The following is a 23185-nucleotide window of genomic DNA, read 5'->3' on the forward strand; positions in this document are numbered from 1 at the left end:
CAATGTCCCACGCTGATTTTGTCCATCTTCGCCTTCATACGGCTTATTCTTTGTCTGAAGGTGCGATCCGTATCAAGCAGCTCCCCAAATGGGTAGAAGCTGAAAAGATGCCCGCCATCGCCATGACGGATACGAACAATATGTTTGGTGGTCTTGAGTTTTCCCAAACCATGTCTGGGGCTGGCATTCAACCGATTATCGGCTGTCAAATCGCCATCACAGCCCAGCCCAATGATGATGAGAATGCAGGCTTAAGTGTTAAAAATATTGGCCCCACAGCGCCGCAGCCCATTGTGTTACTTGCCCAAAATGATCCCGGTTATCGCAACCTGATGAAACTTGTGAGTAATGCTTTTCTCACATCACCTGACGGCGAAGACCCTCAAATCTCCATTGAGGATGTGCTTGACCATAATGAAGGTCTTATTTTGCTCACAGGTGGGCACCTTGGGCCTATTGGACAGCTTTTGCTTCAAGGCCATAAGGAAAAAGCTGAGTCTTTACTATCGCGCATTAAAAGTGCCTATCCGGACCGAGTGTATGTGGAGCTCCAACGCCATAACCTGCCAGAACAAGATCAAATCGAAGATGACTTCGTTGATCTGGCCTATGGGTTAAATATTCCCCTTGTGGCGACAAATGAAGCTTTCTATCCAAACAAAGACATGTATTCTGCCCATGATGCTCTTGTTTGTATCGCGGCTGGGTCTTACGTTGACCAAACTGATCGGCGCAAACTCACACCCGAACATTATTTAAAAACAGCCGCTGAAATGCGCGAGCTGTTTAAAGATATACCTGAGGCTTGTGACAATACACTAACCATTGCAAAACGTTGCGCTATCAAGGTTGAAAACATCCCGCCAATTTTGCCGCCCTTTGATTGTGGGGAAGGGCGAAATGAGGAAGATGAACTGCGCAAAATGTCTGAAGACGGGCTTAAGCAACGTCTTATCGATGGTGTTTATACAGAAGGCATGACACCAGAAGAACGCGACGAAGTCTCTAAACCTTATTGGGAACGTTTAGAATATGAGCTTGGCATCATCAACCAGATGGGGTTCCCGGGCTACTTCCTCATTGTTGCTGATTTCATCCAATGGGGCAAAGAACAAGATATCCCCGTGGGGCCGGGCCGTGGTTCTGGTGCGGGTTCCCTCGTGGCCTATGCCTTAACCATTACTGATCTTGACCCTCTTCGCTACGCACTGCTGTTTGAACGTTTTCTTAATCCCGAACGTGTGTCCATGCCTGATTTCGATATCGATTTCTGCCAAGACCGCCGTGAAGAGGTGATTAAATACGTTCAAGATAAATACGGCTATGACCATGTGGCCCAGATCATCACCTTTGGTAAGCTTCAAGCCCGTGCGGTTTTGCGCGATACCGGACGTGTGTTGCAAATGCCCTTTGGTCAGGTTGACCGCCTGTGTAAATATGTCCCTAATGATCCGGGTAAAGCCCTAAGCGTTGAAGAAGCCCTTGAGCAAATTCCTGAATTTAAACAGGAAGTTCGCGATGATGAAACGGTTGAGCGCATGGTGGGGATTGCCAAGCAGCTTGAAGGGCTTTATCGCCATGCTTCCACCCACGCAGCCGGTGTGGTAATTGGTGATCGCCCCCTTGATAAGCTCGTCCCGCTTTATCGCGACCCCAAATCAGACATGCCTGTGACTCAATTCAACATGAAGTTCGTTGAGCAAGCTGGTTTGGTCAAGTTTGACTTTTTGGGCCTAAAAACCCTAACGGTAATTTCAACGGCCCTGAAATTTATTAATAAGGGGCGTGAAACACCGCTGGATATTACAAAAATCCCGCTTGATGATAAGCGCACCTATGAAATGCTCGGTCGCGGTGAGGGTGGGGGCGTCTTTCAGTTGGAATCTGAAGGCATGCGTGGTGTCTTGCGCTCCATGAAGCCCAACAGACTTGAAGATTTGATCGCGGTTGTGGCGCTTTATCGCCCGGGTCCAATGGATAATATCCCAAGCTACATTGAACGCAAACATGGACGAGAAGAACCGGATTATCTCTATCCGACCATTGAGCCGATCCTGAAAGAAACCTACGGAATTATGATCTATCAGGAACAGGTCATGCAGATTGCGCAGGTCATGGCAGGCTATAGTCTTGGCGGTGCGGATTTGCTACGCCGTGCCATGGGTAAGAAAATCGCTGAAGAGATGGAAAAACAGCGTGCCATGTTTGTGGAAGGCTCCGTTGAACGCGGTGTGCCCAAACAAAAAGCCAGTGATATTTTTGATATTATGGCCAAGTTCGCCTCATATGGTTTCAACAAATCACACGCGGCGGCATATGCCTATGTGGCCTATCAAACAGCCTATCTAAAGGCCAATTACCCGGCAGAATTTATGGCGGGTATCATGTCTTTGGATTTGAACAATACCGATAAGCTTAATATGTTTCGCCAAGAACTGGATAAATTGAAAATCCCGTTACTTCAACCTGATATCAATAAATCAAACGTGATTTTCGGTGTCGAAGAAATCCCCAATCCCAATGAAGAAGTCGGCGGTACCATTAAGGCCGTGCGTTATGCGCTATCTGCCATTCGCAATGTGGGTGATGCGGCGATGGAATCAGTTGTTGCAGAACGTGTTGTCAATGGCCCTTTTAAGGACCCGTTTGATTTTGCCAATCGGGTTGACAGCAAGGGTGTAAACAAACGTATCCTTGAAAACCTTGTTCGCTCAGGTGCTTTTGATGGGATTAATTCAAATCGCCGTCAGGTCTTTGATGGTATTGAAACACTGATCAAACATTCCAACCTCGCTGCTGAAGAAAGAAGTTCTGATCAGATCGGCATGTTTGGGGCTGATGACAGCGCCATGAAAAAGGCAGCCCAGCTTCCCAACGTGCCAGACTGGCCTTTAATGGACCGTTTGCGCGAAGAAGCTTCAGCAATTGGTTTTTACCTGTCTGCTCACCCGCTTGATGCTTACAAGACGACCCTAAAACGTTTGGGGGTGAAATCCCATGTTGAAGTCTTGCAAAATGGTATATCTGGCCCTGTTAAAATTGCAGGGACGGTTATTAGCAAGCGCGAAATGATCTCCAAGAAAAATGGCAGTCGTTTTGGCTTTATCCAACTTTCCGATTCTTCTGCTGCCTTTGAAGTTGCGGTTTGGGCAGAGACATATTCGGTCTCCAGAGACATCTGGGAAACAGGCCAATCCGTTTTCATGATGGCAGCGGCCCAATTTGAAGAAGATAACGTTAAATATTCGGTAAATGCGGTTGAATTGCTCGACATCAAGGCAGCAAAATCCACAGCCGGGTTAAAACTTTATATAGAAGACCAAAGCGCTGTGGGCTTGGTTAAAGAGCTGTTGGACCGTGAAGGCAAGGGCAGGGGCAATGTCACCATCATGGCTCGAATAGATGCGACAACAGAAGCTGAAATTCAGCTCAAAGATCGTTATAATATCACACCGGGCCTCCTTCAAGCGGTGAAGGCCGTTCCCGGGATTGCCGATGTACAGGAGATTTGATCATGAATAATAATGCATCATATCCCAGATTTATAGATTTTGAAGCCAGCGGTTTTGGCGAAGACTCATATCCCATTGAAGTTGCGTGGAACAATGCGGATGGCAGCGTTGAGTCCATGCTTTTACATGTGAGTTCTATTGCAAGCTGGACACATTGGGATGACACAGCTGAAAAAGATGCCCATCAGATTAGCCGTGAAGAGCTAGACCATCTTGGAGAGCCCATCAAACTTGTCGCACAGAAAATGAACATCGCCCTTAAAGGGGGCGTTATATATAGTGATGCCCCGCAATTTGACGGTTTCTGGCTGGCAAGGCTGTTTGAAGCGGCAAATGAGAGACCCGCTTTTAGAATGGCCTCTGCCGTTGAGCTGTTTGATCTCCATGTTGCAGATGATGATCGCGAAAACGATGACGGCTCAACAGTCCATAAGATGGCGCGCTTTGATCGTATTATGGATACCTTTGGACTGCAGGCTTGGGCAAATTTAAACCTGCGCCCCCATCGCGCCTCTCATGACGTGCGTCATCTCATGGAAACATATCGTTTGCTTTTATCAACTGAAGGTAAAATACCGGCTGAATAAAATAAACCTTGCGCTCAGCCTAAAAAGGGCGTATTTAGCGCGCCTTACTTCACACGTGGGAATTCACGGAAGTATGGGGAGACATCCCATACATTCGATCCGGTGTTCGAATAGAACTCAACTTTCCCGCGGAGGATCAACCGGAAAAGGATATTGAAATGGCACTGCCAACCTTTACTATGCGCCAGCTCCTTGAAGCTGGTGTTCACTTTGGACACAACACACGTCGCTGGAACCCTAAGATGGATCAATTCCTCTTTGGTGTTCGCAACGGTATTCACATCATCGATCTTGGTCAGACTGTTCCTTTGCTTCATCAAGCAATGGTACAAGTTCGTGACAAAACTGCTGGTGGCGGTCGCGTACTTTTCGTTGGTACAAAGCGTCAAGCCTCTGAAGTTGTTGCTGAAGCGGCACAAAAATGTGGCCAGTACTACGTAAACCACCGTTGGCTCGGCGGTATGCTGACTAACTGGAAAACTGTTTCTGGTTCAATCAAACGCCTGAAGTCTCTTGAAGCACTTCTTTCTGGCGACATGGCTGGCCTGACGAAAAAAGAACAACTCAACCTGACACGCGAATGTGAAAAACTTGAGCGTACTTTGGGTGGTATTAAAGAGATGGGCGGCCTGCCGGACATCATGGTTGTTTTTGATACACAAAAAGAAGCTATTGCAATTAACGAAGCCAAAAACCTTGGTATTCCTGTTGTTGCGATCCTCGACTCCAACAGCTCTCCGCTGAACATCACACACCCAGTTCCTGGTAACGATGACTCTATTCGTGCTTTGAAACTGTACTGTGACCTGCTTGCTGGTTCCGTTCTTGACGGCATCCAAAGCCAAATGTCTGCTGCTGGCATCGACGTTGGCGCACAAGAGCAAGCTCCAGTAGAGAACTTGCCACAAGCTGAAGAAGCTGCTGCTGCTCCTGCTGAAGCATAAGTATTTAGACAGTGGGGAAGTTACTTCTCCACTGTCATCGCTTTCACATTGAAACATATGTAAAAGCATTTGATTTTTTACTTTATCGAATTAAGAGGACAATCCTATGGCTCAGATTACTGCTGCGCTCGTAAAGGAACTGCGCGAACTCTCTGGCGCAGGCATGATGGACTGCAAAAAAGCACTCAACGAAAATGATGGCGACATTCAGACTGCACAAGACTGGCTTCGTCAAAAAGGTTTGGCAAAAGCGGCTAAAAAATCAGGTCGCGTTGCTGCTGAAGGCCTCGTTGCATTCGCTTCCGGCGACGCTACTGCTGCGGTTATCGAAGTTAACTCTGAAACTGACTTTGTTGCGAAAAACGAACAGTTCCAAGCTTATGTTAAAGATGCTGCCGGTGTTGCACTGGGTGTAAACAGCTTTGACGAACTTAAAGCTGCTGCTTACCCAGGTTCTGAAAAGAACTGTGAAGAAACACTCACAGCTCTTGTTGGCACAATTGGTGAAAACATGAACCTGCGCCGTATGGAAAAGCTAACTGTTTCTAACGGTGTTGTTGCAACTTACATGCACAATGCTGCGGCTGAAGGCCTTGGTAAAATTGCTGTTTTGATTGGTTTGGAATCAGAAGGCGACAAAGACCAGCTCAATGCACTGGGTAAACAGATTGCAATGCACGTTGCTGCGACAAACCCACTGGCACTTGACCGTGACGGCGTTGATGCAACTGATATCGAGCGTGAGCGTACAGTTCTCATCGAACAAGCTAAAGAAGCAGGTAAGCCTGAAGAAATCGCCATCAAGATGGTTGAAGGCCGTATGCGCAAATTCTACCAAGAAAACTGCCTGATCGAACAAGCTTTTGTTATCGATCCTGACAATTCAGTTGGTAAAGCTATTGAAAACCTCGCTAAAGAGCTGGGTTCTGACATCAAATTGACTGGCTATGTTCGTTACGAACTGGGTGCTGGTATCGAAAAGAAAGAAGAAGACTTTGCTGCTGAAGTAGCTGCTGCTGCAGGTTCATAAGCATTAAGCTTTTTTGATCTTTGAAGATTATTTAGACGGCGGTGAGGGCTAAATCCTCGCCGCCGTTTATTTTTTCTTAAAGAAGACGTTAAACAGCCGTTGATTAATGGGGCTGGGCAGGGTAAATGTAGCTCTCCATTCACATATGGTTAGAGCGGCAATATTATTATGTCAGATACTCCGGTATTTAAACGCGTTCTCCTTAAGCTTTCTGGTGAAGGTCTTATGGGGAAAAAACAATTTGGTCTTGATACAGAATATGTCGACCAGATTGCCAGTGAAGTTATCAAAGTTCATAAACTCGGTACAGAAATCTGCCTTGTTATCGGTGGCGGAAATATTTTCCGCGGTATTTCCGATGCAGCAGCAGGTATTGATCGAACCAGTGCAGACCATATGGGCATGATGGCAACCGTCATGAACGCCCTTGCCATGCAAAGCTCATTAGAGCGATTGGGTGTTCAAACCCGCGTTCAATCAGCAATTCCGATGCAAAGCGTTTGTGAACCTTACATCCGTCGTCGCGCCATTCGCCATATGGAAAAAGGACGTATTGTTATTTTTGCCGCTGGCACTGGTAACCCGTTCTTCACCACTGACACAGCTGCTGCCTTGCGCGCTGTTGAAATGAGCTGTGATGCGATCTTAAAAGGGACGCAGGTTGATGGTGTTTATAGCGCAGATCCAAAGAAGGATCCTGAAGCGAAACGTTATGATACACTGACCTATAAAGACGTTCTGACTAACGATTTAAAAGTTATGGATGCAGCGGCCATTACACTGGCACGTGAAAACGACCTGCCAATCGTTGTATTCTCAATGCATAAACCGGACTCTTTTGCCGATGTTGTTAATCAACAAGGCCTGTTTACGGTTATCAAAGATTAATTAAGGGGAAAACTCGTGTCTGATTTTAATTCTCTCAAAAAAGAACTTCACAGCAAAATGGATAAAGCTGTTGATGTTCTGCATAACGAATTTGCAGGCTTGCGCACAGGCCGTGCCTCAACAAGCCTTCTTGACCCGATCATGGTTGATGTCTATGGCTCTAAAATGCCCATCAATCAGGTTGGTACAGTAAGCGTTCCAGAAGCGCGTATGCTTTCTGTTCAGGTTTGGGATAAGTCCAACGTGAAAATGGTTGAAAAAGCCATTCGTGAAGCTGGTCTAGGTCTTAACCCACAAGCTGATGGCACGTTAGTTCGTATTCCTATTCCGCCACTGAACGAAGAGCGCCGCAAAGAGCTTGTAAAAGTTGCTGGTAAATATGCTGAAGACACACGCATTGCCATTCGTAACGTGCGCCGTCATGGTAATGACGAGCTAAAGAAAATGGAAAAAGACGGTGCGATCTCTGAAGACGAGCACAGAGATTACGCAAAAGAAATTCAAAGTGAAACTGATGCAGCCATCAAAAAAGTTGACGAGACTTTGGCTCATAAAGAAGAAGAGATCATGCAAGTTTAACTCGCATGGGTCAGAATTCTTTGAAAACTTCAACAGACATAGAGCCCTTACACGTTGCCATCATTATGGATGGCAACGGACGTTGGGCGAAAAAACGCTTTTTACCGCGCACAGCAGGCCATAAAAAAGGGGCCGATGCTGTGCGTCGTTGTATCGAAGCGGCTGTTGAGTTGGGTGTGACCCACTTAACGCTCTTTGGCTTTTCTTCAGAAAACTGGAAAAGACCAGAAGAAGAAGTCAGCACCCTTATGGGGCTTCTTCGTCATTATCTTGCCAATGAGGTCAAACGACTTCATTCAGAAGGTGTCTGTATTCGTTTTATCGGTGATCGCACACGACTTTCAAATGATATTGTTGAAGCCATTGAAGAAAGTGAAAAGCTGACAGAGAAGAACACGACCCTTTATCTCACCATTGCGCTAAGCTACGGTGGTCGTGCTGAGTTACTGCATGCAACAAAAGAAATTGCCAAGAAGGTAAAGGACGGTCAGCTTGACCCTGAGGCCATCAGTGAAGAGACAATTTCACAATCGCTTTATACAGTTGATACACCTGACCCAGACCTGCTTATTCGCACCAGTGGCGAGCAACGTGTAAGTAATTTCCTCTTATGGCAACTGGCTTATACCGAGTTTGTCTTTATGGATGTTCTCTGGCCTGATTTTAACAAATCACACCTTGAGGAAGCTTTAGGCGAGCTTTCTGGTCGTGACAGAAGATATGGAATGATCAGTGGGTAAAACTCTTCCGAGTAATTTTGGTTTGCGAGTGATCTCTGCCATCGTCATTGCAGGCCCTGCATTGGCAGCCATTGAATTTGGCACTCCTTTTTTTAATATTTTCATTTCTTTGCTCGGTGTTTTAATGGCGTGGGAATGGTCCAAGCTGTGCCTTGATGAATTTAAGCTGTCAGGCTTTATCTTGGCTGCTTTTGTTGGCTTTATTCCTTGGCTTCCTATTATCGGACTTGAATTATTAGAAGCGATCCTTATTGCCCCCGTGTTTCTTGCGCTTCTTTTTGCCCTGAACCTCTCCAAAGAAGGTCGAAACTTTTTTGCCATTGGCAGTCTGTACCTTAGTCTCCCCATAGCCTCCTTCATTTTCCTTCGAAATACGGAAGAAATTGGTGTGCAGCTTGTCTATTGGTTAGCCCTGAGCGTTGTGGCAACCGATACAGGCGGCTACGGATTTGGCTTGACCATTGGCGGGCCGAAACTTGCCCCACGTATCAGCCCAAAGAAAACATGGGCAGGGCTTTTAGGCGGTATGTTTTCTGCTTTTCTGGTTGGTCTTTTACTGGCGAACCTATTTGATTGGCAAGCCCCCTTTATTGTTGGTTTAATCAGCAGCTGCCTTGCCTTTATTGCCCAAGTCGGTGATCTTTTTGAATCACATGCCAAAAGACGCTTTGATGTGAAGGATTCAAGCAATATTATTCCCGGTCATGGTGGTGTGCTTGACCGCATGGATGGGATGATTGCCGCAGGTATCGCTTTTGCAGGCTTAATCCTTGCAACTAATGGGCAGATCCTCACATGGTTTTAAAAAAATCCATTAGTATCTTGGGTTCAACCGGTTCAATCGGCACAAGCACCATTGATCTGATTTCTAAAAACCCAGATCAGTTTAATGTGGTTTCCCTTACAGGAAATTCAAATATTGAGCTTTTGGCCAAACAAGCTAAAGACCTTAAGGCCGATTTTGTATGTAGTGCCAATGGCGATAACTATCAAGTCCTTAAAGAAGCTTTAAGCGGAACAGATATTGAAGTCGGGGCAGGGGAGAGCGCTGTTTTAGAAGCAGCTCAACGTGATGCACAATGGGTCATGGCCTCAATTGTGGGCGCTGCGGGCTTGGCCCCCACTTTTGAAGCGATTAAACGTGGGGCCACAATCGGCCTTGCCAATAAAGAAAGCCTCGTGTGTGCGGGTGATCTCATGATGCAGGCTGTGAAGGATCATGGCGCCACATTGCTTCCTGTTGATTCTGAACATAATGCTATTTTTCAGGTGCTTGATTTTGATCGCCCTGAAGGGATTGATAAGATCATTCTTACCGCCTCGGGTGGGCCTTTTAGAACCTCTTCGCTTGATAAGATGTCTAAGGTTACCCCAAAAGAGGCCGTTGCCCATCCGAACTGGTCCATGGGGGCAAAAATCTCTGTTGATTCTGCCAGTATGATGAACAAAGGTCTTGAGTTAATCGAAGCCTTCCACCTTTTCCCAGTTGAAGAAAAAAATATTGACGTTTTGGTTCACCCTCAATCGGTCATCCATTCTATGGTTTCTTATATTGATGGCTCTGTGCTTGCTCAATTGGGCTCACCTGATATGAGAACCCCTATTGCCTATGCCTTGGCATGGCCACAAAGAATGAAAGCGCCATCGGCTAAACTTAATTTAGCTGAAATTGCACAGCTTAATTTCGAGGAGCCCGACCTTGAACGTTTCCCTGCCTTAAGGCTTGCGCGCGAAGCCTTGCAAACTGGTAAATCTGCCCCATGTGTTCTTAATGGTGTAAATGAAATAGCCGTGAGCGCCTTTCTAAATAACCAGATTGGTTTTCTAGATATCCCCTCTACGGTTGAAGCAATTTTAAGCAAATATGAACATCACGAGCTTGAAACAATCGAGCAGGTAATAGAGGCTGATAAAAAAGCCCGACAATTAGCCCTTCAAGCCATTGAAAAAATAAGTAAATAGGCTTATTTTACGCACTCATTCAAATAATTCGGTTTTTTAAATGTACGATATCCTTTTCGCCAACCCCATTGTGGCTTTTATCTTTGCCCTCAGTGTCTTGGTTTTCTTCCACGAACTCGGTCATTACTGGGTTGCGCGACGCAATGGTGTAAAGGTGGAAATCTTTTCCATCGGTTTTGGCCCAGAACTTTTTGGCTGGAATGATAAGTCTGATACACGCTGGAAAGTCTGTCTCATGCCGTTTGGTGGATATGTCAAAATGTTTGGCGACACCGATGCTGCCAGTAGCGGTTCAACCGAAAGTGAAGAACGCCCCTTTAGTGATGAAGAAATGAAAGTTTCTTTTTATTATAAATCACTAGGTGCCCGTGCTGCTATTGTTGCCGCGGGCCCTATTGCAAACTTCATTCTTGCAGCTGTTCTTTTTGCTTTGCTTTATATGGCAGTTGGCGTTCCGGAGAAATTCCATGCTGGTGTTGGCGAAGTTGTGGCTGAAAGTGCTGCTGCTGAAGCAGGGCTTGAAAAAGGCGACCTTATTCTAAGCCTAGGCGGACAAAAGCTAGATACATTTGATGATTTACGTGAAATCGTTATGGCAAGCCCAAATAAAGCGCTTGATGCTATTGTTTTGCGAAATGGCTCAGAGCTGGCAATTAAAGTCACACCAAAAGCGCGCGAAGCGGGTGATAAGATGGTAGGTCAGCTTGGTATTCGCCCGGATGCGGAACAGGCTGAATATGTGCGTTATAATCCTGTTGTTGCCGTTTGGATGGGGATTGAGCGTACCTATGACCTATCTGCACAAATCCTATCCCACCTTGGCACACTAATCACAGGTGGGGGCAGCATGAAGGACCTTGGCGGGCCATTGCGCATCGCACAGGTTTCAGGGGATGCTGCCAAATCCGGCTTTGATAGTTTAATTTATTTGATGGCGGTACTTTCTGTTAACCTTGGTCTGATAAACTTGTTTCCAATTCCGATGCTGGATGGTGGACATCTGGTATTCTATGCTGCAGAAGCCATACGAGGTAAGCCTTTAAGTGAAAGGGCGCAAGAATATGGTTTCCGTTTTGGCCTAACTCTGGTATTGGGTTTAATGGTCTTTGCAACATGGAATGACCTTGTGCAGTTGAAAGTATTCGATTTTATCACACAGCTCTTCACCTGAGCGATAACTCGATAATGGGGGACTAAGGTGAAAAAACGCAATCGTATTACATCAATCAGTGCTGGCGTAGCATTTGGACTAACCGCTGCTTTGACAAGCGCGAGTGCCATGGCAAACAGTTTGATTGAAGAGATCACAATCGTTGGTGCACAACGTGTTGAGCCCGAAACTGTACGCACGTACCTGACTTTTCAAGAAGGTGATAACTACAGCTCACGCCAGCTTAACCGTTCCTTGAAAAAGCTCTTTGCAACAGGTTTATTTGCAGATGTGACCTTCAAGCGTGAAGGTACTAATCTGGTTATTAACGTCATTGAAAACCCTGTTATTAACCGCATTGCCTTTGAAGGTAACCGTAAACTTGATGATCCGACTCTTGATTCTGAAGTGACATTGCGCCCACGTGTGATCTACACACGCACGCGCGTTCAACAAGATGTTGAGCGTATTTTAACGCTTTATCGTCGCAGCGGTCGTTTTGCAGCAACAATTGAACCTAAAGTCATTCAGCTAGATCAAAACCGTGTTGATTTGGTTTTTGAAATTGAAGAAGGTGATCCAACGGGCGTTGAGAAAATACGGGTTGTTGGTAACAAAGAATATAGTGACAGCAAGCTCCTTGATGTTGTGCGCACACGTGAGTCGCGTTGGTATAATTTCCTGACAGCTGATGATAACTACGACCCTGATCGTATTAACTATGATAAAGAGTTGTTGCGTCGTTTCTATTTATCACGTGGTTTTGCTGACTTTAAAGTAACATCTGCTGTTGCAGAGCTCAGCCCGTCACGTGAAGAATTCTTCATCACATATACAATTGATGAAGGACCACGTTACGAGATTAGAAGCGTGAACATTGAAAACTCATTGGAAGGCCTGCAGGACGAAAGCCTTGAAGGTGTTTCTGATATTGAAGTCGGTGATTGGTATAATGCAGATGAAGTTGATGATTCTGTTGAAGATTTGATTGATAATGTGGGTTTTCAAGGGTTCCCTTTTGTTAAAGTCAGCCCTCAAGTTGATAAAGATACAGAAAACAAACAAATTGACTTAACATTTAACATCAATGAAGGACCTCGTGTTTTTGTTGAACGTATCAACATCAATGGCAACTTCCGCACCCTTGATAAAGTTGTGCGACGTGAATTCCAATTGGTTGAAGGCGATGCACTAAATGCTGCAAAACTAAAACGTTCAAAAAAACGTATTAACAACCTTAACTTCTTTGAAAATGTACAGGTCGCCCAGTCTCCAGGCAGTGCGCCTGATCAAAAAATTATTGACGTGACTGTTGAAGAGAAGTCAACGGGATCTCTTTCCGTTGGTGCTGGTTTTTCCACAGAAGACGGCCCCATGGTCGAATTTGGTATTTCAGAGGCAAACCTGCTCGGTAAAGGTCAAAACCTGAGCCTTTCAGCAAATATCGCCGCAGAAAAAACAAGTTATAACCTCGCCTTTACTGAACCATACTTCCTTGATCGCGAACTTGCTGCAGGTTTTGATCTATACAAGACAACACAAGAAAAGCAAGATTCTAGTTCCTATGATGTAAGTAGCCTTGGTTTTGCTTTAAGAGCAAGCTATCCATTTTCGGATCATATGACTCAGGCATGGAGTTATAAGCTTGATGAAACAACCATTGAAAATGTTGCTTCAGATGCCTCTTCCCTGATTAAGTCACAAGAAGGCGAGGAAATGACATCCTCAATTTCACATGCACTTACCTATGATAATCGTGACAGTCGCGTAGCCCCCACAGAAGGTTATCGTTTGCGCGTCAGTAATACAGTCGCGGGCTTAGGCGGTACAGTTTATTATCTTCGTAACCAAGTGACAGCTTCATATTATTATCCACTAGAAGATCAATGGATTTTGAGCACTAAAGGACGTATAGGTCATATCGTGGGCCTTGGTGAAGATGTAAAAGTCCAAAACCGCTACTTCTTAGGTGGGAGCACTTTACGTGGTTTTGAAGACAGTGGTGTAGGTCCTCGTGATAGCTCCACAAGTGATTCACTGGGTGGTGAATATATCGTTAACGGTTCTACTGAACTTCGCTTCCCTCTTGGTTTACCAAATGAATATCAAATTTCAGGCGTGGCGTTTTCTGATTACGGTACATTAACGGAATTAAACCCAACTGATAGTAAAACAATTGATAACTCGGCACTACGTGCCTCAGTTGGCCTTGGGTTATCATGGGTATCCCCCATGGGGCCAATCGGCATTGATTGGGCTTTCCCTGTTTTAGAAGAAGATCATGATAAAACTGAAAACTTCCGTTTCACTTTCGGAACACGTTTCTAGGAATATATAAATGAAGATTAGCCAGAAACTCATCGCTCTTGCCGTATTCGCTCTCTTGGGTTTGCACTTTGCAAGTCCTGCTCATGCTCAGCAGGTTCCTATAAAGATTGCCGTTGTTGATATGGAGCAAGTCCTTATTAAGTCAACTGCACCGAAAAGTATTCGTGAACAGGTTAATAAAATCAGATCACAATATCGTAGTGAAGTGAAAAAAGAAGAAACAGCTTTACACCAAGCAAACCAATCACTCGCACAGAAAAAAACTTTGTTAAGCCAAGAAGCTTTTAAGGAAGAGCGACGTAAATTTGAGCAAAAGGTTCTTGGTGTTCAAAAGAAAGTTCAACAAAAGAACCTTTCACTTCAAAAAGCACAAAATGCAGCACAAGCAAAAGTCAAACAGGCGCTTAGCAAAGTGGTGATTGCTCTTGCACAACAACAAGGTTTTACACTTGTTCTTCGTCGCGCACAGACAATTGTCGTTGCAGAACAATTTGATATTACAAATCAAGTTATCACAGAACTAAATAAAACCCTTCCTAAAGTCGTTGTAACAACAAAGTAGACACATGGCAGACAGTCGATTTTTTAAATGTAATGGCCCTTTTAAAGCCCATGAGCTTGCAGATATTGCTTCTGCAGAGCTTGTCGGTGATAAAGATGCTTTAATTACTGATGTTGCAAGTATTGACCAAGCAACAAGTGAACAGGTTTCATTTCTGGACAACCGCAAATACGTCAAGGCTTTTACCAAAAGCAAAGCAGGCTTATGCCTTGTCCACCCTGAAGTCGCAGATAAAGCCCCTGAAGGCATGTCATTATTGGTAACGGCAGAGCCTTATATGGGCTATGCAAAGATTGCATCGACATTTTATCCGGTTACCTTTCCAAAAGCTAAAATTTCTGAAAGAGCAAATATTTCAGAAACAGCGACAATTGCTGATGGTGTGATCATTGAAGCTGGTGCCTATGTTGGTGAGAATGTCATCATTGGCAAGGGTACATGGATCAAGTCAAATGCTGTGCTTGGTGATGGTGTGACAGTTGGTGAAAACTGCATTATCCACCCCAATGTTACCCTGAGCCACACAATCATTTCCAATGGCGTTACAATCCATCCTGGTTGTCAAATTGGTCAAGATGGCTTTGGCTTTGCCAGTGGTGCGCAAGGCCATGTTCGCATCCCCCAATTGGGCAGGGTCCTTATCGGTGATCATGTCAATATCGGGGCTGCGACAACAATTGATCGAGGTGCTGGGCCCGATACTGTCATTGGGGCAGGGACCCAAATTGATAACATCGTTCAAATCGGCCATAACGTGCAAATTGGCATGGGGTGCGTCATTGTCTCCCATGTAGGTATCTCAGGCAGTACGAAACTCGGCAACTTTGTTGTTGTGGGTGGTCAAGCCGGTGTTGCAGGCCATCTTGAAATTGGCGATAGCGTTGTTATTGCGGCAAAAGCTGGTGTTATGAGAAATGTTGAAGCAGGACAGACCGTTGGCGGTTTCCCTGCTATTCCACAATGGAAATGGTTACGTCAAGTCGGCATGATTGAAAAGCTGACACGCGGAAAAAAATAAAGAGGACGACAATCAATGTCAGAAAATGAAGTCACATCAGTAGATATTATGCGCATTATGGAAATGATCCCGCATCGTTATCCATTCTTGCTGGTTGATCGCGTTGAAGACCTTGTTGCTGGTGAAAGCGCAACGGGTATCAAAAACGTTACAATTAACGAACCTTTCTTCCCCGGCCACTTCCCAACAAAACCGGTTATGCCAGGTGTTTTGATCGTCGAAGCTATGGCACAGACCGCTGCTGTTCTTGTTGTTCATACGGAAGGTTCTGAGATTGAAGGCAAGCTTGTCTACTTCATGTCCATTGATGGTTGTCGTTTTAGAAAACCCGTTGGTCCCGGCGATACGCTTCACATCAAAGTGAAGAAAGAACGTCAACGCGGCAACATCTGGAAGTTCAAAGGTGAAGCCTATTCAAATGATACCCTAATGGCTGAAGCCGTTATTACAGCAATGATTGTGAACGAATAATGGCTAATATCCATCCAAGCGCTGTTGTTGATTCAAAAGCGCAAGTTGCTGAGAGTGCAAAGATTGGCCCATTTTGTATGGTGGGTCCTGATGCTGTAATTGGCGAGAATGTTGAACTGCTCTCTCACGTGGTTGTTGAAGGCCGCACGACGATTGGCAACAACAATAAAATTTTCCCATTTGCTTCAATCGGTCACTGTCCACAAGACCTGAAATATAATGGCGAACCTTCACGCCTTGAAATTGGTGAAAACAACACCATTCGTGAACATGTCACCATTAACCCTGGTACAGAGGGTGGGGGAATGCTTACCAAAATGGGCAGTAACTGTCTGGTGATGGTTGGCGCTCATATCGGTCATGATTGCCAAGTTGGTGATAATGTTATTCTTGTTAATAACGCAACGCTTGCAGGCCATGTGACTATTGAAGACTGGGCAATTATTGGTGGGCTTTCTGCTGTTCACCAATTCTGCCGTATTGGTCGCCACGCCATGATCGGTGGTATGTCTGGCATCGAAAATGATGTAATCCCATACGGTTCTGTCACAGGCAACCGTGCTCGTCTGGCTGGGCTGAACATTGTTGGACTTAAGCGTCGCAATTTTGATCGTGAAGCCATTCATTCTATGCGCACAGCCTACCGTCTGTTATTTGCCCAAGAAGGTACAATGGCAGAACGCGTTGAAGATGTTGCAAATATGTTTAAAGACGTTGAGCCAGTGATGGAGATTGTTAAATTCATCAGACAGGATTCATCGCGGGGCGTCTGTACGCCGAAATAACATGGCGGATAAACTCGGACTATTAGCTGGTAAAGGCGACCTTCCCAAACGCATTGTTCAAAAATGTGTGAGCGAGGGTCGCCCTTTTCATATCATCGCCTTTAAAGGCCAAACTGAGCCAGAACTGGTTGCAGGTCATCCCCACACGTGGGTTAGGTTAGGGGCTGCAGGTAAGACACTTTCCATTCTCAAAGAAGAAAATGTCAAAAGCTTATTAATGGCGGGACCTATTAAACGGCCCTCTCTTGTTGCCATTCGCCCCGATGCATGGGGATTAAAGTTTCTCGCTAAAACAGGTGCTGCGGCTTTTGGTGATGATGGTCTTCTTACACGCATCATCCATGCCTTAGAAGGTGAAGGCTTTAAAGTTATTGGTGCTCATGACGTTTTAGAAGACCTTCTTGCCCCAAAAGGGATCCTTGGCAAAACAAAACCGGACGAACAAGCAGAAAAAGATATCCAAAAAGCATTTCAAATTGCCCACGCCATGGGGGAACTTGATATCGGTCAGGCTTGTGTTGTTCAAGATGGTCTTGTTCTTGCCGTAGAAGCCATTGAAGGCACTGATAAAATGCTTGAACGCTGTCTAGATGTAAAACGTGATGGCTTCGGCGGTGTTCTGGTAAAAGCAAAAAAACCTAATCAGGAAAAACGAGCCGATTTACCTACAATCGGTGTTGCAACACTTATCAATGCCCATAAAGCAGGCCTAAGAGGTGTTGCGGTTGAAGCTAATGGTTCTATTATTGTTGATCAGGACAAAGTTATTTCAAAGGCTGATGAGCTCGGTCTCTTCCTTATGGGAATTGAATAATGAAAACCCCACTTATTTATCTTATTGCAGGTGAGCCATCAGGTGATCTTCTTGGTGCGCGCCTGATGAAGGCGTTAAAAGCCAAGACAAACGGTCAAGTCCGTTTCTGCGGCATTGGTGGTCCTCATATGTGTGAAGAAGGATTAGAAAGCCTTTTTGACATGTCAGAACTTACCGTAATGGGATTGGCTGAAGTATTACCTCATATCCCTAAAATTCTACGTCGCATTAAACAGACAGCACAAGATGTAGAAAGCCAAAAACCGGACTGCCTCATTACCATTGATGCACCGGGTTTTACCTTTCGGGTTGCAAAAAAACTTAAAGGTAAAAACATCCCTCTGATCCATTATGTGGCCCCCACTGTCTGGGCATGGAAACCGGGCAGGGCAAAGAAGATTGCACAGTTTCTAGACCATCTCATGGTGATCTTACCGTTTGAGCCGCCCTATTTTGAAAAAGAGGGTCTTAAAACCACATTTGTTGGTCATAGTGTTATTGAAAGCGGCATTGATGACATATCAGCAGCAGCCTTTAAAGAGCGCCACGGTATTCCTGCTGATGTCCCTTTACTTTGTATGTTACCGGGCAGCCGTCAGACTGAAACATCACAGCTTCTGCCAATTTTTAAAGATGCCGTGACAAGCCTCAAAGCAAAATATCCTAATTTGCGCATTGTCTTACCCACGGTCTCGACCGTGTCACAATATGTCAAAGAAATGACTATGGAGTGGGGCATTCCCATTCTTATCGTGGAAGGGGATGATGAGAAGTTTGGTGCGTTTAAAGCTGCTGATGTTGCCCTTGCAGCCTCTGGCACAGTGAGCTTAGAGCTTGCATTGGCAAAAACCCCGAGTGTCATCACCTATCGTATGAAAAAGATGACACACTTTTTGGCAAAACGCCTCGTAAAAGTCAAATACGCCAGCATCGTCAATCTGTTGCACGATAGATACGTTATTCCAGAACTCATTCAAGATGACTGCACACCAGAGAATATCGTTACTGAGGTTTCAAAAATCCTTGACGATGCAAAACATCGCCATACACAGGATGCAGAGATTGAAACAGCGATGAAAAAACTTGGGCTTGGCGATGGGCAAAAACCAAGTGAGCGCGCCGCTGATTGTGTCTTATCCCTACTTCAAAAGGACGTTTCATAAATGTCAGAATTTCGTTTTCTCCACACCATGATCCGCGTGTTTGATCTTGATAAATCGATTTCATTTTACACAGATATTCTTGGTATGAAGCTTTTAAGAAAGTCTGATTATCCAGATGGCAAATTCACCCTTGCCTTTGTAGGCTACGGTGGGGAAGAGGATCACACAGTTATTGAGCTTACCCATAACTGGGATCAAAGCGAGCCTTATGAAATAGGCAATGGCTTTGGCCATCTCGCCCTTGGCGTGCCTGATATTTATAAAACATGTGAAAGCTTACGCATATCTGGTGCAAAAATCGTGCGTGAACCCGGCCCGATGAAACATGGTAAAACCGTCATCGCTTTTATTGAAGACCCTGACGGTTATAAAATAGAACTCATTGAAAAAAAGTAATTATTCTTTAAAAGTACCAAGTTCCATTGCCGCAATTGCCTGTGTGACGCTCACAACAGATTTCAGCATTGTACTATCGATATTATGGTAATGCAGATAAAGGGGACGCAGCATCTCTTTATCGCAAATCTTGATCAGTTCACTATTTTCAAGATAGGGCTTCACCTGATTTTCAGGCACAAGAGCGTAGGCCATGCCTGTACGGCACACATTAACAAATCCTTCTGAGGATGGCACAACATGCGTTGGAAACTCACCCGCTGCAATGCGGAAATGTTTCTTTAAAAACTTCTGATGTATTTCATCATCACGCCCAAAAATTACGGCTGGCGCTTTTCTTAATGCGCTTGGCGTCACCCCTTCAGGGAAATAGCGTTGAATAAAATCAAGGCGGGCAACAGGTACATAACGCATGGCGCCAAGTGTCTGGACTTTACAGCCTTGAATACGCTTATCTTGCGTACTGATTGAGGCCATGACAGTGCCTTGCTTTAGCAAATCCAATGTATTTGTCTCATCCGCCACGGATAAGTCTACAAGTAGATTGTAATCAAGGAATAAGACTTCAGCCACGCGAATAAACCAAGTAGCAAGACTATCGGCATTAACAGCCAGTGCAACGCCTTTGAAATTACTATTAGTGCCATCTTCAGGAATATCAGAAAGAATTTCTTGTTCTAACATATTTACATGCTGGAAATGACGATAAAGACGCTGGCCTGCATCTGTTGCCTTAATGGGTTTTGAGCGCACCACAAGAGGCTGGGCTATGCGTTCTTCCAACAGCTTGATACGTTGGGAAACAGCTGATTGAGTCATCCCCAATTCCTGAGCTGCCTTTTCAAAGGAACCCAGTCTGATAACTGCCGAAACGGCCTCAACCAATTTGTAATCTAACATTTCATAAGCTCGTCTAATCGCCATTAAGGACTATTCATTTCTCTTTATAGAGATAATTAGTTAAGAATGTGTCACTTTGTCAATCAAAAGCGAGTAGAAACAATGATAAGTGCCGTTCTTACCGGCTTTGGCGTTGGTGGTGGCTTGATCATCGCCATCGGTGCGCAAAACGCCTTTCTCTTAGGCCAAGGCCTGCGCCGCCAACACCATATTATGGTAGCACTTATCTGTGCCTTCAGTGACGCCTTGCTTATTAGTATTGGTGTTGCAGGTCTGGGCGGCTTAATTTCTTCTAATCCATTTTGGACAGAATTAATGGCATGGGGTGGGGCGGCTTTTTTGGGCTGGTATGGTCTGAAAAGTTTCAAATCTCTATTCTCTAACCACCACCTTGAAAAAGAAAAATCCCACGGCAAAAGCCGCAAAGAAATACTCCTCTACACACTTGCCGTCACCTTTTTAAACCCGCATGTCTATATTGATACGATTGTGCTTGTGGGTGGAATTGCAGCTCAGTATGAGTTTGAGCCAAGGCTCTATTTTGCCCTTGGGGCCATCAGTGCCAGTTTATGCTGGTTTTCTTTCCTTGCCTTTGCAGCCTCTTGGGCATCGCCTTATCTTTCGCGTCCTATAACATGGAAAGTCATTGATGGACTAACAGGGAGTGTCATGTGGTTAATTGCATTTAGTTTAATTAAAGAACAGTTGTAAACACCAATTTCCTGTATTCAAACCAAAGACATTGGCAGCAATACAGGAAATGTAAAACCATAAGGCAAAATTATATTTTAATAATGACTTGTTACGTAAACTGTTCTTTTAAATCACCAATTACATCTAGCCCAAACTTTCGGCTAGAAGGAAAATCAAAACTATGTTTTGAGCCGGGCTTATCTTCCGGTGTGGAAAGACTCCATAAAAGCAACTTTGACTTTAACTCGACCTCTAGATAGTTAAACTGATGATTAGCATCCTTGCCGATCCAGAAAAGACCGTTTTCACCAACATTTTGGGCTAATACAGGCGCATAATCTGATGACTCATTATTCAAAGTTGTTGTGTGCTTATTAGATGCTGCAACAATTCCTCTACTCGCTGTAATCTTCGCTTTATCTAAGTAAAGAAGATTTAGGCTATTGTTGTCATCAATACCTGTCCAGCCAATTAAAATGCCTGAGCCATCACTCGTTTTACAAATCGTTGGCGTTTGGTCTGTAAGATAAGCTTGATCACTTCCTGGATTAGGAAAAACCAATCCACCAGATACAGTGTTCATTGCTACATTATAAACAATTAATGCGATATTTGATTTTTTTAAATTATCGCCTGTTCCCGTCAGCGCAATAACGACACAGATTTGGTCATCTGATAGACATGCACTCATGCCTGTATTTTTATGCAGTGTTGCTGTTATTCCCTTAATTGCATTATTAATATCTAATGGGAATGGGTTATCAAAAATCGTCCAACTTGGCCGAAGGGGAACTGAATAAGGAGTCAATTTAGACTCTACTTGTCTTGGAAAGAAAATTTTTCTTGCCCCAGCAGATGGACAAACAGCGGCAATTTTTCCAATCGGGCTGTTGGCTTGTATATTCTCCCAGATTGTACCTAAAGTAGCAGCCACTCTATTTAAATTAGAATATCGACAACAAAGTTTGCCTTCCATATCAAAATAAACCAATGCCCAACGGGCTATATTTCCCTCAAACCCTTGGCATTGGATTAGCTTTGGTGTTGCAGAGGTTTTAATCCCCGTTTCTATTGTGTCTTCAAAACTATTAGACCTATGATGATAACTTGAAATTTTTATTTCATTATCACCACCAACCCAAGCAACATAGTACCAATTAACTGTATACCCCACAGCAAAACTCCTTTTAAGTTTATTAAGTCATAATTTTAATCTTTAAATTGTAGCTGTGCGAACATATAATCTTCTATTTTGTTAAAAAATCAAAAACAAAAAAACCGTGAGAAGTTTCCCTCTCACGGTTTTTTGTAGATACGGAAGGCTGTCCGTAGTTCTTAGCGCTGATGTAGCGGAACGAACTTACGATCAACATCACCTGTATAAAGCTGACGTGGACGACCGATACGCTGAGATGGATCTTCGATCATCTCTTGCCACTGTGCAATCCAACCCGTTGTACGAGCCAGAGCGAACAGAACCGTAAACATAGACGTTGGGATACCCATGGCTTTCAAGATGATACCAGAGTAGAAGTCAACGTTTGGATAGAGTTTCTTCTCGATGAAGTAGTCGTCTTCCAAAGCGATTTTCTCAAGCTGCATAGCAATATCAAGAAGTGGCTCATCTTTAATGCCAAGTTCGCCAAGAACTTCGTGACAAGTTTTCGCCATGATCTTCGCACGTGGATCGAAGTTTTTGTAAACACGGTGACCAAAGCCCATAAGACGGAACGGATCGTTCTTATCTTTAGCTTTTGCAACGAATTCACCAACACGATCAGCAGTGCCGATTTCTTGCAGCATGTTCAATACAGCTTCGTTCGCACCACCGTGGGCAGGGCCCCACAGACAAGCGATACCAGCAGCGATACAAGCAAATGGGTTTGCACCAGAAGAACCCGCAAGACGAACTGTAGAAGTCGAAGCGTTTTGTTCGTGGTCAGCGTGCAAAATAAGGATACGGTCCATCGCTTTTGCAAGTACTGGGTTTACTTTGTACTCTTCACATGGTGTTGCGAACATCATGTGCAGGAAGTCTTCAGCATAACGCAGGTCATTGCGTGGGTACATGAACGGCTGACCAACTGAATATTTATAAGCCCAAGCCGCAATTGTTGGCATCTTAGCGATCAAACGATAAGAAGAAACCATACGGTGGTGTGGGTCATTGATGTCCAATGAGTCGTGGTAGAATGCAGACAATGCACCAACAACACCAACCATGATCGCCATTGGGTGAGCATCACGACGGAAACCGTCGAAGAACTTGTGCAGTTGCTCATGAACCATCGTGTGCATAGTGATGTCATTTTCGAACTTGGATTTTTCTTCCATGTTCGGCAATTCACCCTTCAACAGAAGGTATGCAACTTCCATGAAGTCACAGTTTTCAGCCAAATCTTCGATTGAATAACCGCGGTGTTGCAAAATACCCTTATCACCATCGATGAAAGAGATTTTGGATTCACAAGAACCTGTAGACGTAAAGCCTGGGTCATATGTGAAATGATCTGTATCTGCATAAAATTTGCGTACATCAACAACATCTGGGCCAACAGCTGATTCCATTACTGGCAATTCGAAAGATTTACCAGACTGGTTATCCGTAAGCGTGAAGGACTTCTTATCACTCATAGAGACATCCCCTTAATTAAATTGGTTGA

22 protein-coding genes are annotated in these 23185 nt (G+C 44.6%); 19 read left to right on the forward strand and 3 right to left on the reverse strand.

Annotated features, from left to right (window positions below; translation table 11 throughout):
• Nucleotides 1–2 precede the first annotated feature (2 nt).
• The 18 genes from dnaE (at nt 3) to gloA (ending at nt 18929) form a co-directional block, all read left to right on the forward strand.
• Entirely contained in the window at nt 3–3512 is a 3510-nt protein-coding gene (gene dnaE / locus MTBPR1_RS01340; protein WP_069185741.1) for a DNA polymerase III subunit alpha, read from the forward strand.
• Between the two features lie 2 nt (nt 3513–3514).
• On the forward strand, nt 3515–4099 hold the full coding sequence (locus tag MTBPR1_RS01345; RefSeq protein WP_069185742.1) for a hypothetical protein: 585 nt from the start codon (nt 3515–3517) through the stop codon (nt 4097–4099).
• A 158-nt stretch (nt 4100–4257) separates the two neighbouring features.
• A complete protein-coding gene (gene rpsB / locus MTBPR1_RS01350; protein ID WP_069185743.1) occupies nt 4258–5043 on the forward strand; it encodes a 30S ribosomal protein S2 in 786 nt (261 codons plus the stop codon).
• A gap of 106 nt (nt 5044–5149) precedes the next feature.
• A complete protein-coding gene (gene tsf / locus MTBPR1_RS01355; protein ID WP_069185744.1) occupies nt 5150–6073 on the forward strand; it encodes a translation elongation factor Ts in 924 nt (307 codons plus the stop codon).
• Between the two features lie 168 nt (nt 6074–6241).
• Nucleotides 6242–6961 carry a UMP kinase gene (gene pyrH, locus MTBPR1_RS01360; protein WP_069185745.1) on the forward strand — a complete coding sequence of 240 codons (720 nt, stop codon included), beginning with the start codon at nt 6242–6244 and terminating at the stop codon, nt 6959–6961.
• Nucleotides 6962–7018: 57 nt separating this feature from the next.
• Nucleotides 7019–7540, forward strand: a complete 522-nt coding sequence (gene frr / locus MTBPR1_RS01365) for a ribosome recycling factor (RefSeq protein WP_069186061.1) — start codon at nt 7019–7021, stop codon at nt 7538–7540.
• A 5-nt stretch (nt 7541–7545) separates the two neighbouring features.
• Nucleotides 7546–8280 carry an isoprenyl transferase gene (locus tag MTBPR1_RS01370; RefSeq protein WP_069185746.1) on the forward strand — a complete coding sequence of 245 codons (735 nt, stop codon included), beginning with the start codon at nt 7546–7548 and terminating at the stop codon, nt 8278–8280.
• Nucleotides 8273–9085 carry a phosphatidate cytidylyltransferase gene (locus MTBPR1_RS01375; protein WP_083222814.1) on the forward strand — a complete coding sequence of 271 codons (813 nt, stop codon included), beginning with the start codon at nt 8273–8275 and terminating at the stop codon, nt 9083–9085. Before MTBPR1_RS01370 ends, MTBPR1_RS01375 begins: the two co-directional genes overlap by 8 nt.
• Complete coding sequence (locus MTBPR1_RS01380; RefSeq protein ID WP_069185747.1) at nt 9076–10242, forward strand: 1-deoxy-D-xylulose-5-phosphate reductoisomerase; 1167 nt, start codon at nt 9076–9078, stop codon at nt 10240–10242. The genes MTBPR1_RS01375 and MTBPR1_RS01380 overlap by 10 nt, the downstream gene beginning before the upstream one ends.
• Nucleotides 10243–10282: 40 nt before the next feature.
• A complete protein-coding gene (rseP, locus tag MTBPR1_RS01385) occupies nt 10283–11413 on the forward strand; it encodes an RIP metalloprotease RseP (protein WP_069185748.1) in 1131 nt (376 codons plus the stop codon).
• 27 nt (nt 11414–11440) lie between these two features.
• On the forward strand, nt 11441–13720 hold the full coding sequence (gene bamA / locus MTBPR1_RS01390) for an outer membrane protein assembly factor BamA (RefSeq protein ID WP_240492840.1): 2280 nt from the start codon (nt 11441–11443) through the stop codon (nt 13718–13720).
• A 10-nt stretch (nt 13721–13730) separates the two neighbouring features.
• Nucleotides 13731–14282: an OmpH/Skp family outer membrane protein gene (locus MTBPR1_RS01395; protein WP_069185749.1), complete on the forward strand. Its 552-nt coding sequence runs from the start codon at nt 13731–13733 to the stop codon at nt 14280–14282.
• Nucleotides 14283–14286: 4 nt separating this feature from the next.
• Complete coding sequence (gene lpxD / locus MTBPR1_RS01400) at nt 14287–15300, forward strand: UDP-3-O-(3-hydroxymyristoyl)glucosamine N-acyltransferase (RefSeq protein WP_069185750.1); 1014 nt, start codon at nt 14287–14289, stop codon at nt 15298–15300.
• Between the two features lie 15 nt (nt 15301–15315).
• The gene (gene fabZ / locus MTBPR1_RS01405; RefSeq protein WP_069185751.1) at nt 15316–15771 is read left to right on the forward strand and encodes a 3-hydroxyacyl-ACP dehydratase FabZ; all 456 of its coding nucleotides are present in this window, start codon (nt 15316–15318) and stop codon (nt 15769–15771) included.
• Complete coding sequence (gene lpxA, locus MTBPR1_RS01410; protein WP_069185752.1) at nt 15771–16556, forward strand: acyl-ACP--UDP-N-acetylglucosamine O-acyltransferase; 786 nt, start codon at nt 15771–15773, stop codon at nt 16554–16556. The genes fabZ and lpxA overlap by 1 nt, the downstream gene beginning before the upstream one ends.
• Before the next feature lies 1 nt (nt 16557).
• On the forward strand, nt 16558–17370 hold the full coding sequence (locus tag MTBPR1_RS01415) for an LpxI family protein (protein WP_069185753.1): 813 nt from the start codon (nt 16558–16560) through the stop codon (nt 17368–17370).
• Nucleotides 17370–18533 carry a lipid-A-disaccharide synthase gene (lpxB, locus tag MTBPR1_RS01420; RefSeq protein WP_069185754.1) on the forward strand — a complete coding sequence of 388 codons (1164 nt, stop codon included), beginning with the start codon at nt 17370–17372 and terminating at the stop codon, nt 18531–18533. The genes MTBPR1_RS01415 and lpxB overlap by 1 nt, the downstream gene beginning before the upstream one ends.
• Nucleotides 18534–18929 (forward strand): lactoylglutathione lyase, encoded by a 396-nt coding sequence (gloA, locus tag MTBPR1_RS01425; protein ID WP_069185755.1) that lies wholly within the window; start codon nt 18534–18536, stop codon nt 18927–18929.
• On the opposite strand, the gene MTBPR1_RS01430 is transcribed toward gloA, so the two are convergent.
• The gene (locus MTBPR1_RS01430) at nt 18930–19853 is read right to left on the reverse strand and encodes a LysR family transcriptional regulator ArgP (protein WP_083222815.1); all 924 of its coding nucleotides are present in this window, start codon (nt 19851–19853) and stop codon (nt 18930–18932) included. It abuts the gene before it with no gap.
• 78 nt (nt 19854–19931) lie between these two features.
• On the opposite strand from MTBPR1_RS01430, the gene MTBPR1_RS01435 reads away from it, so the two are divergent.
• Nucleotides 19932–20540, forward strand: a complete 609-nt coding sequence (locus MTBPR1_RS01435; protein ID WP_069185757.1) for a LysE/ArgO family amino acid transporter — start codon at nt 19932–19934, stop codon at nt 20538–20540.
• A gap of 91 nt (nt 20541–20631) precedes the next feature.
• Here MTBPR1_RS01435 and MTBPR1_RS01440 read toward each other — a convergent pair whose 3' ends face one another.
• Both MTBPR1_RS01440 and gltA read right to left on the reverse strand, forming a co-directional pair.
• On the reverse strand, nt 20632–21696 hold the full coding sequence (locus tag MTBPR1_RS01440) for a hypothetical protein (protein ID WP_069185758.1): 1065 nt from the start codon (nt 21694–21696) through the stop codon (nt 20632–20634).
• Between the two features lie 161 nt (nt 21697–21857).
• Entirely contained in the window at nt 21858–23156 is a 1299-nt protein-coding gene (gltA, locus tag MTBPR1_RS01445; protein ID WP_069185759.1) for a citrate synthase, read from the reverse strand.
• Between the last annotated feature and the right edge of the window lie 29 nt (nt 23157–23185).

Source organism: Candidatus Terasakiella magnetica, assembly GCF_900093605.1.
In the GTDB taxonomy this organism is placed as follows: domain Bacteria; phylum Pseudomonadota; class Alphaproteobacteria; order Rhodospirillales; family Terasakiellaceae; genus Terasakiella; species Terasakiella magnetica.

Bases quoted from the DNA above. Each gene is read 5' to 3' on its own strand.
- gltA (WP_069185759.1), bottom strand. From the start codon at position 23,156: ATGAGTGATAAGAAGTCCTTCACGCTTACGGATAACCAGTCTGGTAAA.
- dnaE (WP_069185741.1), top strand. From the start codon at position 3: ATGTCCCACGCTGATTTTGTCCATCTTCGCCTTCATACGGCTTATTCT.
- fabZ (WP_069185751.1), top strand. From the start codon at position 15,316: ATGTCAGAAAATGAAGTCACATCAGTAGATATTATGCGCATTATGGAA.
- pyrH (WP_069185745.1), top strand. From the start codon at position 6,242: ATGTCAGATACTCCGGTATTTAAACGCGTTCTCCTTAAGCTTTCTGGT.
- lpxA (WP_069185752.1), top strand. From the start codon at position 15,771: ATGGCTAATATCCATCCAAGCGCTGTTGTTGATTCAAAAGCGCAAGTT.
- tsf (WP_069185744.1), top strand. From the start codon at position 5,150: ATGGCTCAGATTACTGCTGCGCTCGTAAAGGAACTGCGCGAACTCTCT.
- MTBPR1_RS01370 (WP_069185746.1), top strand. From the start codon at position 7,546: ATGGGTCAGAATTCTTTGAAAACTTCAACAGACATAGAGCCCTTACAC.
- rpsB (WP_069185743.1), top strand. From the start codon at position 4,258: ATGGCACTGCCAACCTTTACTATGCGCCAGCTCCTTGAAGCTGGTGTT.
- lpxB (WP_069185754.1), top strand. From the start codon at position 17,370: ATGAAAACCCCACTTATTTATCTTATTGCAGGTGAGCCATCAGGTGAT.
- MTBPR1_RS01435 (WP_069185757.1), top strand. From the start codon at position 19,932: ATGATAAGTGCCGTTCTTACCGGCTTTGGCGTTGGTGGTGGCTTGATC.
- lpxD (WP_069185750.1), top strand. From the start codon at position 14,287: ATGGCAGACAGTCGATTTTTTAAATGTAATGGCCCTTTTAAAGCCCAT.
- gloA (WP_069185755.1), top strand. From the start codon at position 18,534: ATGTCAGAATTTCGTTTTCTCCACACCATGATCCGCGTGTTTGATCTT.
- MTBPR1_RS01430 (WP_083222815.1), bottom strand. From the start codon at position 19,853: ATGGCGATTAGACGAGCTTATGAAATGTTAGATTACAAATTGGTTGAG.
- MTBPR1_RS01345 (WP_069185742.1), top strand. From the start codon at position 3,515: ATGAATAATAATGCATCATATCCCAGATTTATAGATTTTGAAGCCAGC.
- rseP (WP_069185748.1), top strand. From the start codon at position 10,283: ATGTACGATATCCTTTTCGCCAACCCCATTGTGGCTTTTATCTTTGCC.
- MTBPR1_RS01415 (WP_069185753.1), top strand. From the start codon at position 16,558: ATGGCGGATAAACTCGGACTATTAGCTGGTAAAGGCGACCTTCCCAAA.
- MTBPR1_RS01380 (WP_069185747.1), top strand. From the start codon at position 9,076: ATGGTTTTAAAAAAATCCATTAGTATCTTGGGTTCAACCGGTTCAATC.
- MTBPR1_RS01395 (WP_069185749.1), top strand. From the start codon at position 13,731: ATGAAGATTAGCCAGAAACTCATCGCTCTTGCCGTATTCGCTCTCTTG.
- frr (WP_069186061.1), top strand. From the start codon at position 7,019: ATGGATAAAGCTGTTGATGTTCTGCATAACGAATTTGCAGGCTTGCGC.